11 protein-coding genes are annotated in these 13,712 nt (G+C 64.9%); 9 read left to right on the top strand and 2 right to left on the bottom strand.

What is annotated here, in order from left to right:
* Positions 1 to 68 precede the first annotated feature (68 nt).
* From DWV00_RS04575 to DWV00_RS04560, 4 genes are all read left to right on the top strand, one after another.
* A complete protein-coding gene (locus DWV00_RS04575; protein WP_115532377.1) occupies positions 69 to 1,562 on the top strand; it encodes a DegQ family serine endoprotease in 1,494 nt (497 codons plus the stop codon).
* Positions 1,563 to 1,709: 147 nt separating this feature from the next.
* Positions 1,710 to 2,204: a carboxypeptidase regulatory-like domain-containing protein gene (locus DWV00_RS04570; RefSeq protein WP_115532376.1), complete on the top strand. Its 495-nt coding sequence runs from the start codon at positions 1,710 to 1,712 to the stop codon at positions 2,202 to 2,204.
* 123 nt (positions 2,205 to 2,327) lie between these two features.
* On the top strand, positions 2,328 to 2,693 hold the full coding sequence (locus tag DWV00_RS04565) for a DUF427 domain-containing protein (RefSeq protein WP_115532375.1): 366 nt from the start codon (positions 2,328 to 2,330) through the stop codon (positions 2,691 to 2,693).
* A 24-nt stretch (positions 2,694 to 2,717) separates the two neighbouring features.
* Complete coding sequence (locus DWV00_RS04560; RefSeq protein WP_115532374.1) at positions 2,718 to 3,497, top strand: SRPBCC family protein; 780 nt, start codon at positions 2,718 to 2,720, stop codon at positions 3,495 to 3,497.
* Positions 3,498 to 3,510: 13 nt separating this feature from the next.
* Here DWV00_RS04560 and DWV00_RS04555 read toward each other — a convergent pair whose 3' ends face one another.
* Complete coding sequence (locus DWV00_RS04555; RefSeq protein WP_115532373.1) at positions 3,511 to 4,494, bottom strand: GlxA family transcriptional regulator; 984 nt, start codon at positions 4,492 to 4,494, stop codon at positions 3,511 to 3,513.
* Between the two features lie 195 nt (positions 4,495 to 4,689).
* On the opposite strand from DWV00_RS04555, the gene DWV00_RS04550 reads away from it, so the two are divergent.
* Together DWV00_RS04550 and DWV00_RS04545 are read left to right on the top strand one after the other, a co-directional pair.
* Positions 4,690 to 5,322, top strand: coding sequence for a cysteine hydrolase family protein (locus DWV00_RS04550; RefSeq protein WP_115532372.1), 633 nt, complete (start codon positions 4,690 to 4,692; stop codon positions 5,320 to 5,322).
* A gap of 110 nt (positions 5,323 to 5,432) precedes the next feature.
* Positions 5,433 to 6,437, top strand: a complete 1,005-nt coding sequence (locus tag DWV00_RS04545; protein ID WP_115532805.1) for a hypothetical protein — start codon at positions 5,433 to 5,435, stop codon at positions 6,435 to 6,437.
* Between the two features lie 95 nt (positions 6,438 to 6,532).
* Here the strand turns inward: DWV00_RS04545 and DWV00_RS04540 are convergent, their stop codons facing one another.
* Positions 6,533 to 7,192 carry a TetR family transcriptional regulator gene (locus DWV00_RS04540; protein WP_115532371.1) on the bottom strand — a complete coding sequence of 220 codons (660 nt, stop codon included), beginning with the start codon at positions 7,190 to 7,192 and terminating at the stop codon, positions 6,533 to 6,535.
* Positions 7,193 to 7,634: 442 nt separating this feature from the next.
* Here DWV00_RS04540 and DWV00_RS04535 point away from each other — a divergent pair, with 442 nt between their 5' ends.
* Genes DWV00_RS04535 through DWV00_RS04525 form a run of 3 tightly spaced genes read left to right on the top strand, consistent with a single transcriptional unit; the run spans position 7,635 to position 13,591 of the window.
* Positions 7,635 to 8,837, top strand: coding sequence for an efflux RND transporter periplasmic adaptor subunit (locus DWV00_RS04535; RefSeq protein WP_115532370.1), 1,203 nt, complete (start codon positions 7,635 to 7,637; stop codon positions 8,835 to 8,837).
* Positions 8,838 to 8,856: 19 nt separating this feature from the next.
* Positions 8,857 to 12,063 carry an efflux RND transporter permease subunit gene (locus DWV00_RS04530; RefSeq protein ID WP_115532369.1) on the top strand — a complete coding sequence of 1,069 codons (3,207 nt, stop codon included), beginning with the start codon at positions 8,857 to 8,859 and terminating at the stop codon, positions 12,061 to 12,063.
* A gap of 1 nt (position 12,064) precedes the next feature.
* Positions 12,065 to 13,591, top strand: a complete 1,527-nt coding sequence (locus DWV00_RS04525; RefSeq protein ID WP_115532368.1) for an efflux transporter outer membrane subunit — start codon at positions 12,065 to 12,067, stop codon at positions 13,589 to 13,591.
* Positions 13,592 to 13,712 lie beyond the last annotated feature (121 nt).

Here is a 13,712-nt window from a genome sequence, read left to right as displayed (position 1 = left end):
TCACCATTAAGTCTCCTTTAAGACAGGCCTTTTACTCTGCTTCACATCAAGCAAGGAGGCCTTTCCCCATGAACGCAAGAATCCTGTCCCGCGGTGCCGTGGCCGTGGCCGTCTCCGCAGCGCTCTCCGTCGGTTACGTGGCCGGCACGCGCCACGCCGATCCCCAGATCATCTCGAGCGCGCAAGCGGCTGCGCTGATGCCGGCCGAAGCCGCCGCGAAAACGGGCATTCCCGATTTCTCGGGGCTCGTGGAAACCTTCGGGCCGGCGGTCGTCAACATCAGCGCGAAGCACGTCGTGAAGCAGACGGCGGCGCACCGCTCGATGCAGCAGCTGCCCGTCGATCCGGACGATCCCTTCTACCAGTTCTTCAAGCGCTTTTACGGCCAGTTCCCGGGCCAGGGCGGCGACAACGGCGGCGGCGGGCAAGACGACGTGCCGAGCGCGAGCCTCGGTTCGGGCTTCATCATCAGCAGCGACGGCTACATTCTGACCAACGCGCACGTCGTCGACGGCGCGAACGTCGTCACCGTCAAGCTGACCGACAAGCGCGAGTTCCGTGCGAAGGTCGTCGGCACCGACAAGCAATCGGACGTCGCGGTCCTGAAGATCAGCGCCTCGAGCCTGCCGACGGTGAAGATCGGCGATCCGAACCAGAGCAAGGTCGGCCAATGGGTCGTCGCGATCGGCTCGCCGTACGGGTTCGACAACACGGTCACTTCGGGCATCATCAGCGCGAAGGGGCGCTCGCTGCCGAACGAGAACTACACGCCGTTCATCCAGACGGACGTGCCGGTGAACCCGGGCAACTCGGGCGGCCCGCTGTTCAATCTGCAAGGGCAGGTGATCGGCATCAACTCGATGATCTACTCGCAGACGGGCGGCTTCCAGGGCCTGTCGTTCGCGATTCCGATCGACGAGGCGATGCGCGTCAAGGACGAACTCGTGAAGACGGGCCACGTGAGCCGCGGGCGGCTCGGCGTGGCGGTGCAGGGCGTCAATCAGACGCTGGCCGATTCGTTCGGCTTGCAAAAGCCTGTCGGCGCGCTCGTGAGCTCGGTCGATCCGGGCGGTCCGGCCGCAAAGGCCGGCTTGCAGGCCGGCGACGTGATCCTGGCCGTGAACGGCGCGGCCGTGAACGACTCGACGGATCTGCCGGCACAGATCGCGAGCATGAAGCCGGGTTCGAAGGCGACGCTCGACGTCTGGCGCGACAAGGCCAAGAAGGAAGTGTCGGTGACGCTCGGCTCGTTGTCCGATACGAAGGTGGCCGATAACGGCGCGCAGTCGTCGGAGCAAGGCAAGCTCGGCGTCGCGGTGCGCCCGCTCACGCCGCAGGAACGCAGCGGCACGTCGCTCACGCACGGTCTGATCGTGCAGAGCTCGAGCGGCCCGGCGGCCAGCGCCGGCATCCAGCCCGGCGACGTCATTCTCGCGGTGAACGGCCGCCCGGTCACGTCGGTCCAGCAGCTGCGCGACGTCATCGCCAAGGCGGGCAACAGCGTGGCGCTGTTGATCCAGCGCGACAACGCACAAATCTTCGTACCGGTCGATTTGGGCTGAATGGGCTGACGTTTGCAGGCGTGAGGTTGGGGCGGGCCGCGTGATGCATCTGATGCGCGGCCCCCCGGGAACGGTCTTTGCATGCCTATTTCTCGTAGCGCCCGGCTTTGCCAAGACAACGGGCGCGCAACTTGAAGGAGCTAAGCAATGAAAACGCGAACCAGCAAGAAAGCGATGCTTGCCGCGGCCGTAGCGACGGCGGCGCTCGGCTTTACCGCCGGCGGCGCGTGGGCGCAAAACGCGAGCACGGTCGGCGGCACGACCACCGACATGACCAGCGCGGGCAACGAGAATGGCGGCGGGATGCCGCAAATCCAGCACCAGGGCGAGGTGGCCTACGTGTCGGGCGGCGTGGGCAGCGACGAATCGGCCGCACTCAAGCGCGCCGCGCATCATTGGCCGCTCGCCATGCGCTTCACGGGGCCGGGCTCGGACTACCTGGCCGATGTCCATGTGCGCATCGTCGGTCCGCACGATGCCGACGTCCTGCACGCGGATTCGCGCGGCCCCTATATGCTCGTGAAACTGCCGCCGGGCCATTACACCGTGCACGCGCGCTATAAGGACGACGACCAGTCGCACGAAGTGACGGTAGGCAAGGCGGCCGGCGCACGCGCAGATTTCCACTGGAATACGCAATAGTGCACGGTCGGGCCGCACACACGGCCTGACTTTCGTCGATAATGAAGCCACGGGCGCCCGCTCGTGGCTTTTTTTATGCGGTGCACACGGGCACCCGGCATGCGCCTTGCGAGAGGAATTGCTATGACGAATGCCGATACCTCACACCGTATCGAAATTGAGCCGAACCTTCACCGTCTGCGCGTCATCCATGGCGGCATCACGATCGCCGATACGCGCAAGGGGGTGACGTTGAAGGAAACCGGTCTGCCCGACGTCTTCTATTTTCCGCGAGAAGACGTGAACATGACGCGTCTGCGCCGTTCGGACAGCGCTTCGCATTGCCCCTATAAAGGCGACGCCGCGTATTTTCATCTGCTCACCGAAGAGGACGGTCCCGTGGTCGATGCCGCGTGGAGCTACGAATCTCCGTTGCCGGGGGCTGAGGCGATCAAGGGTTGCATCGCGTTCTACTCGTCGCGGGTAGACCGCATCGATCAGACCTCGTAGGCGAGGCAGATCGAGGACACCGCCATGGAATTGACCGACGCGCTGCGTATTCCACTCGCTCCATCCGCAGTCTGCGATGCGTTGCAGGACATCGCCCTGCTGCGCGCGAGTGTCGAAAACTGCGAGGCGTTCACCCGCACGCCGAACGGCGAGTACGCGCTGACGCTAACTGTTCCGCTCGGGCCGCTGCGCGCGCGCTACGAAGTGCGCGCGCACTTGGCGAGCGCCGATGCGGGGCGTGCGGCCGGTGAGCCGAATCCGAGCGCCCCGAGCGCCGAATCGCTGCATCGCACCGTGACCTTCAAGGCCTGCGCGATGGGCGTCGGTTCGCTGCGCGGCCAGATCGACGTCGTGTTGGGCGGCGACGGTCCCATCGGCGAAAACGGCGAGGCGAGTGCGACACGCATCGACTATTCGGTCTGGGCCACCCTGACGGGGCCGCTTGCCGAATTGCCGCCGCGCCAAATCGAAAATGCACTGCACGATTTGGCCGACGATTTTTTCGCCGAATTCTGCGCCGTGGTGGAAGCCAAGCACGGCAAGCGGGCCAACCGCGCCACGGGCGCCCCGCGCCGTCAGCATGTGTTTCTGAGGCCGATCAATATGGCGGGGCTCGGCCGCAAGACATGGGAGCACAACGCGGCCGCGGCGCTCGCCGGCCGCGCGGCGGGGACGCTCGTTTCGCCGCGCGGCGCACATGGCCTGCATCGTTCTTCGCCGCCGCAGGCGATGCCGGCGTGGGCCTGGACGGCTATCGTCGTGCTGGTTGCCGTGTTGCTGTACGCGTCGCATTGGCTCGGCTGAGCGAGCGGCGTCCTCACACGCCCCTGAACTCGCGCCGGTAGCTCGACGGCGTCGTTTTGAACGCGTCGGCGAAATGCTGGCGCAGCGAGACGGCAGAACCGAAGCCTGCCGTGTCGGCGATCGCGTCGACGCTATCGTCGGTCATCTCCAGCAATTGCTGCGCGCGCGACAGACGTGCACCGAGCAGCCATGCCCCTACAGTCGTCCCCGTCGCTTGCTTGAAGCGCCGCGTGAACGTGCGCCGGCTCATCAGCACGCGCTCGGCCAGCGAATCGAGCGAATGCGGCTCGCGCAAATGCTGCTGGACCCAATCGAGCAGGGCGGATAGCCGCTCGTCGCGCGCGCGGATCCCGATGGGCTGTTCGATGAACTGCGCTTGACTGCCTTGGCGATGCGGCGGCACGACGAGACGCCGCGCCACGTAATTGGCCGCACGCGCGCCGCAACGTCTGCGCAGCAGGTGCAAGCAGCAATCGAGGCTGGCGGCGGTGCCGGCGGAGGTCAGCACGTCCCCGTCGTCGACATAAAGCACCGCCGCGTCCAGGTGCACGGCGGGGTATCGGCGCGCGAACGCGTCGGCCCATACCCAATGCGTCGTGGCTGGGCGGCCGTCGAGTATCCCGGCCGCGGCCAAGAGGAACGCACCCAAACACAATCCCACCATCTGAGCCCCGCGCTCATGCGCCGCGCGCAGTGCGTCGACCAGCGCTTCGTTCGGCGGCTCGAGCGCGTCGCGCCAACTCGGCACGATCACGATATCGGCGGCGGCGATCGCCTCCAAGCCATGCGGCGCGGCAATCGCGAAGCCCGCGGTCGTGCGCAGCATGCCCGGCTCGGCGGCGCACACGCGCATGTCGAAGCGCGGGACGCCGCCCGAACTGTAGTCCTCGCCGAACACGACGCACGGCACGGACAGGTGAAACGGAATGATGCCGTCGAACGCGACGACGGCAATCACGGCGGGCGCGACGGCGGGCGAGGATGAGAGGAGCGTCATGGCAGCCTTGGGCGAATGGCCCGATTATATCGATGAATGGCACTTGGGCCGCTGTCGGCGCGGAGCGGGTCCGGGAACAATGCCATCCATGCCGTCGCCGGACAGTAGCGTAGAAACAGCGTAAAGACGCGAAACGCCCGGCGGCGACCCCAACCCGTCCTAGAAATCGAAATCGAAATCGAAAGGAGAAATGCCATGTCCACGTCCCCGCGCCGCGCCCTGCTCGTCATCGACGTCCAAAACGAATACGTCACCGGCGAGCTGCCGATCGAATATCCGCCTGTGCAGGATTCGCTGGCCAACATCGCGCGCGCAATCGATGCCGCGCACGCGCATTCGGTACCCGTGATCGTCGTTCAGCACATCGAGTCGCCCGATGCGTCGATGTTCGCACGCGGCTCGCATGGCGCCGCGCTTCATCCGGTCGTGGCGAGCCGCGCCTACGATCACCTGATCGAAAAGACGTTGCCGAGCTCGTTCGCGGGCACGGATCTGGCTGATTGGCTCGCCGAACATGAGATCGATACGCTGTCGGTGGTCGGCTACATGACGCACAACTGCAATGTGTCGACGGTCTTGCATGCGTCGCATGCCGGGATGACGGTGGAGCATCTGAGCGATGCGACGGGCGCGCTGCCCTACGAGAACGACGCAGGCTATGCCAGTGCCGAGGAGATCCATCGCGCGTTCACCGTCGTCATGCACTCGCGGTTCGCGGCGGTGATCGGCACGGACGCTTGGATTGCCGCCGTCGAAGCAGGCCACGCGATCGAGCGCGGATCGATCGGAGCGTCGAACAAGAAGGCTAGGGCGCGCGTCGCTGCGTGACCTGCGGCCTGAGAGGACCCTCCCGATCATCCTTCGTCCCGTCATGTGGGTTTCGCTTCGTATAATCGCAGCTACCGACTTAGGGACGTAAGGAGGGCATCGACATGAACATGAGCCAGGGCCATCGCATTCGTTCGTGTGTCGTCTTTGCAAGCGCCGTCGCGGCGCTTTCGTGCGCGGGCTGGGCGCACGCCGACGACAGCGCACCGAACCCCGCCGCCGCGTCCGCGCCGCCGGGGCGAAAGATCGATGCTTATGCGGTGTTCGGCGACGGCAGCGCGACCCAGGGGGGAGACATGCGGTGGCGCGCCTATGAAGTCGGCTTCGGCGACGTCCTGACCGACTACCTTTCCGCCTACGTCGCTTATCTGAACGAGGGGCACCCCTTGGATCATCACCGCGACGGCTTTGCCGCTTTGGGCTCGTTTCGCTGGCCGGTCGACGACCGCGTGGTCCTCGAACTTTCGGCGGGGCCGTATTTCAGCATGGACACGACGCACGTCGACAACGCGCCGCGCAACGAAAAGCGCTGGGGTGTGCGTGCCTCGGCGGCGGTGCGGTATTACCTGGTCCCCAACGGCTTCTTCCTGAAGCTGCAGTACAACCATGTCCAGATGATCGACGGATTCAACTCCGACATGGTGCTGTTCGGCATCGGCTCGGATTTTTCCGGCAACGCCAGCCCGGCGTTTTCCGACGGCAAGACGCAGGTGAGCGTGTGGGCCGGGACGTCGCAGACGAACCATCCCCAGGTGCCGATCGAGAAGGGCTACATGGTCGAAGTCAAACGGCCCCTCGGCAATGCTTGGGCGTATTCGGGCAGCTTCCTCTATGAAGGCAACAACGGGGTCGCCGGCAGAAGAGGGGTGGCCGCGCAATTCTGGTATGTCGCGCCGATCCAAACCAAATGGACCTTGTCGGCAGGCGTGGGGCCCTATCTCTCGTATGACCGCGACGAGGTATCGAACAAGATGCGGCTCAACGCCTTGCTCAGCGCGCAGGTCAGCTACCAGGTGACGAACGATTGGGCCGCGAGCCTGCGCTTCAATCGCGTGGCGACCGGCAACAACAAAGATCAAGATCTGTTCATGGCCGGCTTGGCCCGAAATTTCTAGTGTGTGTAGCGCGTATAGCGCGTATAGCGCGTTCGGCGCGCATCGAAGCCTGCACCGAACGCGTCGAACTTGCGTACTCGTGTCGGCCGTACCCGTTAGTGCCGGCGGCCGGCTTTGGCCGGCGTCTTTCGCAGCGCATGGCTCGTGCGCAGCGCATCGAGACACGCATCGATGAACCCGTCGATGTGAGAGGCGAAATCGTCGGATGCCGGCAACAGCAGCGTATCGCGCAGAAATCCGCCGATGAACGCGTGGATGTACAGCGCGCTGCGGCGCGTATCGAGATCGGCCGGCAACTGCCCCTTCTCGATGGCCAGCATCAAATCCGCCTCGATCTTGCCGACCCCCTCGCGCATGCTCGTCTGATGGCGCTCCATCACGGGGCCCATCTCCTCGACGAATTCGCACTTCAGAAACAGGATGTCGAACACGCGCCGCCGCCGCGGGTCGGTCGAGGCCGCCTGCAGGCACCACTTGAGCACGGTGGCGAGGCGCGCGATCGGATCGTCCTCGCCCCCATCGGCCGGCGGAGCTTTGAGTTCGTCCAGCGGCAGCAGCACCCGATCGAACATGGCGGTGAACAGATCGCCCTTGTTCTCGAAGTGCCAATAGATCGCGCCGCGCGTCACGCCCGCTTGCGCGGCGATGTCGGCGAGCGACGTGCGCGACACGCCTTTGTCATAAAACACCTGCTCAGCCGCATCTAAAATGCGGTTGCGAGTCTGCAGGGCCTCTTCCTTCGTTCGTCTTACCATTTATCGCTGCCCGTTGGGAAGGCGCCTTCGCGGACATACCCGGCCGCCGTCGGTTCGATTGCTACGACTTTTCGCGAAATGACAAGCTGACACGCGCAGCCGTGGCTTCGGAACATCGCGTAATGATAGCCATTTTACATACAGTCGAGAATGTATATAAAATACGCGCCAGCGTTTGAAGCGTCTCGAAGCGCGGGTAAGTGAGCAGTAAGCGAAATCGCGGGTATTATCGTCAGTCGTTTGCGCGCGAGTCTGCCGCACCTTGCCGTACTTCGCGTGCTTCCCGCGCGCCTCGCGCAGCGCCCTACGCAAGGTATGGCGTTCGAGCCGGCGCCCATCGACTTACCCAAGCGTTTTGCGACGACCGTCGCGCCGCGCGTCTCGCGGGGGAAGAGGCGCGACAGGATTATTTCGTTCCCAGCTATAGACCAGAGGTCGCTCCATGCGTGTCCAACCGGTTCCAATTCGCCTAATCTGCGCCGCCACCGCGGCCGTGGCGCTTGCGGCATGCGGCCAGAAGCCGTCCGCACCGCCTCAGCAAACGCCCGAAGTGGGCGTCATCACCGTGCAGCCGAGCGCGGTACCCGTGGTCACCGAACTGCCCGGCCGCACGAACGCGTTCCTCGTGGCGCAAGTGCGCGCGCGCGTCGACGGCATCGTGCTGCGCCGCGAGTTCACCGAAGGCACCGAAGTGAAGGCGGGCCAGCGGCTCTACAAGATCGACCCGGCGCCGTATCAGGCCGCGCTGAACAGCGCGAAGGCGACGCTCGCGAAGGCGCAGGCCAATCTCGCCAGCACGACGGCACAAGCCAATCGCTACAAGGTACTCGTCGCGGCGAACGCCGTCAGCAAGCAAGACTACGACAACGCGGTGGCCGCGGAAGGCCAGGCCATGGCCGACGTTGCCTCCGGCAAGGCCGCCGTCGAAACGGCGCAGATCAACCTCGGCTACACCGACGTCGTCGCGCCGATCTCGGGCCGCACCGGCGTTTCGCAAGTCACGCCGGGCGCCTACGTGCAGGCGAGCCAAGCGACGCTGATGGATACGATCCAGCAGCTCGATCCCGTCTACGTCGATCTGACGCAATCGAGCCTCGACGGCCTGAAGCTGCGCCGCGACATCCAGGAAGGGCGCTTGAAGGTCGGCGGCCCCAATGCGGCGAAGGTCACGCTGATCCTCGAAGACGGCCAGCCCTACCCGCTGCCGGGCAAGCTCCAGTTCTCGGACGTCACCGTCGATCAATCGACGGGCTCGGTCACGATCCGCGCGCTGTTCCCGAACCCGAACCGCGTGTTGCTGCCGGGCATGTTCGTGCGGGCGCGCATCGACGAAGGCGTGAACGAGCACGCGATGCTCGTGCCGCAGATCGGCGTGACGCACGATCAGAAGGGCGCCGCCGTGGCGCTCGTCGTCGGAGCGGACAACAAAGTCGTGCCGCACGAACTCGCGACCACGGGCATGCAAGGTCCGGACTGGGTCGTCGACGGCGGCCTGACGCCCGGCGATCGCGTGATCGTCCAAGGCACGGAGAAGGTCCATCCAGGCATGCAAGTGAAACCGGTCCCGGCGCAGTTGCCGGCGACAGCGGAGGCCCCAGCCAGCGGTGCTGCGCCGGCCTCGGGTGCGTCCGCGCCCGCCGCCTGATCACGGAGAGCCCGTAACAATGGCAAAGTTCTTTATCGATCGGCCGATCTTCGCGTGGGTGATTGCGATCATCCTGATGCTCGCGGGGGTCGCGTCGATCTTCAATCTACCGATCGCGCAATATCCGACGATCGCGCCGCCGTCGATCCAGATCTCGGCGAGCTATCCGGGTGCGTCGGCGAAGACGGTCGAAAACACGGTCACGCAGGTCATCGAGCAGCAGATGAGCGGCCTCGACCACCTGCTGTACTTGTCTTCCACGAGCGACGACTCGGGCACGGCCACCATCACGCTGACGTTCGATGCCGGCACGAACCCCGACATCGCTCAGGTGCAGGTGCAAAACAAGCTGTCGCTCGCGACGCCGCTGTTGCCGACGGTCGTGCAGCAGCTCGGCACGAAGGTGACGAAATCGAGCAGCAGCTTCTTGCTCGTGCTCGCATTCGTCTCCGAAGACGGCAGCATGAGCCGGTACGACCTCTCCAACTACGTCGCTTCGCACATCGAAGATCCGATCAGCCGTCTCGACGGCGTCGGCACCGTCACGCTGTTCGGCACGCAGTACGCGATGCGGATCTGGCTCGACCCGAACAAGCTGACGAGCTTCAGTTTGACGCCGGGCGACATCGTTACCGCGTTGCAGCAGCAAAACGTGCAGATTGCGGGCGGCCAGCTCGGCGGCACGCCCGCCGTGCCGGGGCAGATGCTGCAGGCGACGATCACCGAGCAGACGCTGCTGCGCACGCCGAAGGATTTCGAGAACATCCTGCTGAAGGTGAATCCCGACGGCTCGCAGGTGCGGATCAAGGACGTCGCGCGCGTCGAGCTCGGCGGCGAAACCTATAACTTCGATACGAAGTACAACGGTCAGCCCACGGCCGGTATGGGTATTCAGCTGGCCACGGGCGCGAACGCGCTGCAAACGGCCAAGGAAGTGCGCGCGAAGATCGCCGATCTGCAGAAGTACTTCCCGCACGGCCTCGTCGTGAAGTACCCGTACGACACGACGCCGTTCGTGCGCCTGTCGATCGAGGAAGTGGTCAAGACGCTGCTCGAAGGGATCGTGCTCGTCTTCCTCGTGATGTACCTGTTCCTGCAGAACCTGCGCGCGACGTTGATTCCGACGATCGCCGTGCCGGTGGTGCTGCTCGGTACGTTCGCGATCATGAACGTGGTGGGCTTCTCGATCAACGTGCTGTCGATGTTCGGGCTCGTGCTCGCGATCGGTTTGCTCGTGGACGATGCGATCGTCGTGGTGGAAAACGTCGAGCGCGTGATGCGCGAGGAGGGGCTCTCGCCACGAGACGCGACGCGCAAGGCGATGGGGCAGATTACGGGCGCGCTCGTGGGCGTGGCGCTCGTGCTGTCGGCCGTGTTCGTGCCGGTGGCGCTCTCGGGCGGCTCGGTGGGTGCGATCTATCGCCAGTTCTCGCTCACGATCGTTTCGGCGATGGTGCTGTCGGTGCTCGTCGCATTGATTCTGACGCCGGCGCTGTGCGCGACGATTCTCAAGCCGATCCGGGGCGACGAGCACGAGGCCACGACCGGTTTCTTCGGCTGGTTCAATCGCACGTTCGAGCGCAGCCGCGACAAGTATCACAGCGGCGTGCATCACGTGATCCGCCGTTCGGGCCGATGGCTGGTGATCTATCTGGCCGTGATCGTCGCGGTCGGGCTGCTGTTCGTGCGCTTGCCGAAGTCGTTCCTGCCCGACGAAGATCAAGGCCTGATGTTCGTCATCGTGCAGACGCCGACGGGATCGACGCAGGAAACGACGGAGCGCACGCTCTCGAACATCTCCGACTATCTGCTCACGAAGGAGAAGTCGCTCGTCGAATCGGTCTTCACGGTGAACGGCTTCAGCTTCGCGGGCCGCGGCCAGAACTCGGGCCTCGTGTTCGTGCGGCTGAAGGACTACGGCTTGCGGCAGCACGCGGATCAGAAGGTGCAGGCGATCATCCGGCGGATGTTCATGCACTACTCGCGCTACAAGGACGCGATGGTGATCCCGTTCAATCCGCCGTCGATTCCCGAACTCGGCACGGCATCGGGCTTCGATTTCGAGCTGACCGATAACGCGGGGCTCGGCCACGATACGCTGATGAAGGCGCGCAATCAGCTGCTCGGGATGGCGGCCAAGGATCCGACGCTCGCGCTCGTGCGGCCGAACGGGCTGAACGACACGCCGCAGTTCAAGGTCGACATCGACCGCGAGAAGGCGCAAGCGCTCGGCGTTTCGCCGGAGGCGATCGACCAGACGTTCTCGGTGGCTTGGGCATCGCAGTACGTGAACAACTTCCTCGATACGGACAACCGGATCAAGAAGGTGTACGTGATGGCCGATGCGCCGTTCCGCATGACGCCGGAGGAGATGAACAACTGGTACGTGCGCAACACGTCGGGCACGATGGTGCCGTTCTCGTCGTTCGCGTCGGGCCACTGGACGTTCGGTTCGCCCAAGCTCGAGCGCTACAACGGCATTTCGTCGATGGAAATCCAAGGGGCGGCCGCGCAGGGCAAGAGTACGGGCCAGGCGATGCAGGCGATGCAAAAGATCGCGGCGAAGCTGCCGGCCGGCATCGGCTACTCGTGGACGGGGCTGTCGTATCAGGAAATTCAATCGGGCTCGCAAGCGCCGATTCTCTACGGCCTGTCGATTCTCGTCGTGTTCCTGTGCTTGGCCGCGCTGTATGAAAGCTGGTCGATTCCGTTCTCGGTCATCATGGTGGTGCCGCTCGGCGTGATCGGCGCGCTGCTGGCCGCCACGATCCGCGGGCTCGAGAACGACGTGTTCTTCCAGGTCGGTCTGCTCACGACGGTCGGCCTCTCGGCCAAGAACGCGATTCTGATCGTCGAGTTCGCGCGCGAACTGCAGCAGAGCGAAGGCATGGGGCCGGTCGAGGCGGCGATGGAAGCGGCGCGGCTGCGGCTGCGTCCGATCTTGATGACGTCGATGGCGTTCATTCTCGGCGTGCTGCCGCTCGCGATCAGCAACGGTGCCGGCTCGGCGAGCCAGCATGCGATCGGCACGGGCGTGATCGGCGGCATGTTGACGGCGACGTTCCTCGCGATCTTCTTCATCCCGATGTTCTTCGTCGTGATCCGCGCGAAGTTCGCGGGCGAATCGGAGGACGTGGATGAGGCGGCGCGTCTTGCCGAGGCTCACCATTCGGCGCAGCACGCGCCGGACCGTGGCGAGAACAAGAACGGCGACGAAGGACATTGAAATGAAACGATATTCATTGATTGCGCTCGCCGTGGCGGTCGTCGCGGCCGGTTGCACGTTCGAGCCGAAATACGAGCGTCCGGCCGCGCCGGTGGCCGCGGCGTTCCCGGCCTCGGGTGTTTACGCGACGCAGCCGGCGGCAAGCGCGGGCGACACGGCCGGCGGCCGCACGGCCGTGGACATCGGCTGGCGCGAGTTCTTCTCCGATCCGCGCCTGCAGCAGATCATCCAGCTCGCGCTGGCGAACAACCGGGATCTGCGCGTTGCCGTGTTGAACGTCGATGCGGCACGCGCGCAATACCGGATCGCGCGCGCGGCGCTGTTCCCGACGCTCAATGCGCAAGGCAGCAAATCGGTGTCTCGCACGCCGAAGGATTTGTCGTTCCTCGGTCAGACGATCTCGCAGCAGTACCAGGTCGGGCTCAATACGTCGTGGGAGATCGATTTCTGGGGGCGCATTCGCAGCTTGAAGGACCAGGCGCTCGAGAAATATCTGGCAACCGCGCAAGCGCGCAAGGCCGCCGAGATTTCGCTCGTCGCGCAGGTGGCCGAGCAGTACTTGCAAATGCTGGCCGTCGACGATCTGCTCAAGACCACCGACGACACCTTGAAGACGGCCGAAGCGTCGTACGCCTTGACCAAGCTGCAGTTCGACAACGGCACCGGCTCGGAGCTCGATCTGCGTCAAGCGGAAACGGTCGTCGAGCAGGCGCGCGCGAATCGCGAAGCGCAGGCGCGTGCCCGGGCGCAAGCCGAAAACGCACTTGTGTTGCTCGTGGGGCAGCCGTTGCCCGACGATCTGCCGGCGGGCAACGGTCTCGGGGATCAGCGTTTGCTGACGGACATCCCGGCGGGGTTGCCTTCCGATCTGCTCACGCGCCGGCCCGACATCATGGAAGCCGAGGCGACGCTGCGCGCGGCCAATGCGAACATCGGCGCGGCGCGGGCGGCGTTCTTCCCGAAGATCTCGCTGACGGGCTCGTTCGGATCGGCAAGCCCGACGCTCGGCGGCTTGTTCAAGGCCGGCTCGGCGGCATGGTCGTTCGCGCCGCAGGTTGCGCTGCCGATCTTCGAGGGCGGACAGAACGTGGCCAACCTCGATCTCGCGCACGTGCAGAAGCGCATCGAGATCGCGAACTACGAGAAGGCGATTCAGTCGGCATTTCGTGAGGTAGCGGACGATCTGGCGGCGCGCAGCACGTACGATTCGCAGATCCAGGCGTTGGAACGGACGACGTTCGCGGAAACGCGCTCGCTCGATCTGTCGCAGCTTCGCTATAAGAACGGCGTCGATAGTTATCTGCAGGTGCTGACCGCGCAGACGAATCTCTATACGGCGCAGCAGGCGCTCATCAACGCGCGCGTGGCGCGGCTCGACAACCTCGTGGATCTGTACGTCGCGCTCGGCGGCGGCTGGATCGCGAACACGGGCGAAACACCGCGGCCGGCCGATGCGCCGGCGACGGTGGGGGCGGCGTCGGCGGCTGCGGGCGCATCGGCTTCCCCGGCGGCGAAGACGGCGGGCTGACGATACGAAGCGCAGCAGTTACACGCAGAAGCAAAAACGGCGAGCTGATCCAATCAGCTCGCCGTTTTTTTTGTATGGAAGCGCACCGCTCTTTACCGAGCGCGTGAGAGTGAGAGTACGC

Origin of the sequence: Trinickia dinghuensis (assembly GCF_003367175.1) — a bacterium.
Taxonomy (GTDB): Bacteria; Pseudomonadota; Gammaproteobacteria; order Burkholderiales; family Burkholderiaceae; genus Trinickia; species Trinickia dinghuensis.
Note: the sequence above shows the minus strand (reverse complement) of the source record. Positions and strands in the feature narration are given on the sequence as shown.

Excerpts from the sequence above, each read along its gene's own strand:
- DWV00_RS04575 (WP_115532377.1), top strand. The coding sequence starts at position 69 with ATGAACGCAAGAATCCTGTCCCGCGGTGCCGTGGCCGTGGCCGTCTCC.
- DWV00_RS04570 (WP_115532376.1), top strand. The coding sequence starts at position 1,710 with ATGAAAACGCGAACCAGCAAGAAAGCGATGCTTGCCGCGGCCGTAGCG.
- DWV00_RS04565 (WP_115532375.1), top strand. The coding sequence starts at position 2,328 with ATGACGAATGCCGATACCTCACACCGTATCGAAATTGAGCCGAACCTT.
- DWV00_RS04560 (WP_115532374.1), top strand. The coding sequence starts at position 2,718 with ATGGAATTGACCGACGCGCTGCGTATTCCACTCGCTCCATCCGCAGTC.
- DWV00_RS04555 (WP_115532373.1), bottom strand. The coding sequence starts at position 4,494 with ATGACGCTCCTCTCATCCTCGCCCGCCGTCGCGCCCGCCGTGATTGCC.
- DWV00_RS04550 (WP_115532372.1), top strand. The coding sequence starts at position 4,690 with ATGTCCACGTCCCCGCGCCGCGCCCTGCTCGTCATCGACGTCCAAAAC.
- DWV00_RS04545 (WP_115532805.1), top strand. The coding sequence starts at position 5,433 with ATGAGCCAGGGCCATCGCATTCGTTCGTGTGTCGTCTTTGCAAGCGCC.
- DWV00_RS04540 (WP_115532371.1), bottom strand. The coding sequence starts at position 7,192 with ATGGTAAGACGAACGAAGGAAGAGGCCCTGCAGACTCGCAACCGCATT.
- DWV00_RS04535 (WP_115532370.1), top strand. The coding sequence starts at position 7,635 with ATGCGTGTCCAACCGGTTCCAATTCGCCTAATCTGCGCCGCCACCGCG.
- DWV00_RS04530 (WP_115532369.1), top strand. The coding sequence starts at position 8,857 with ATGGCAAAGTTCTTTATCGATCGGCCGATCTTCGCGTGGGTGATTGCG.
- DWV00_RS04525 (WP_115532368.1), top strand. The coding sequence starts at position 12,065 with ATGAAACGATATTCATTGATTGCGCTCGCCGTGGCGGTCGTCGCGGCC.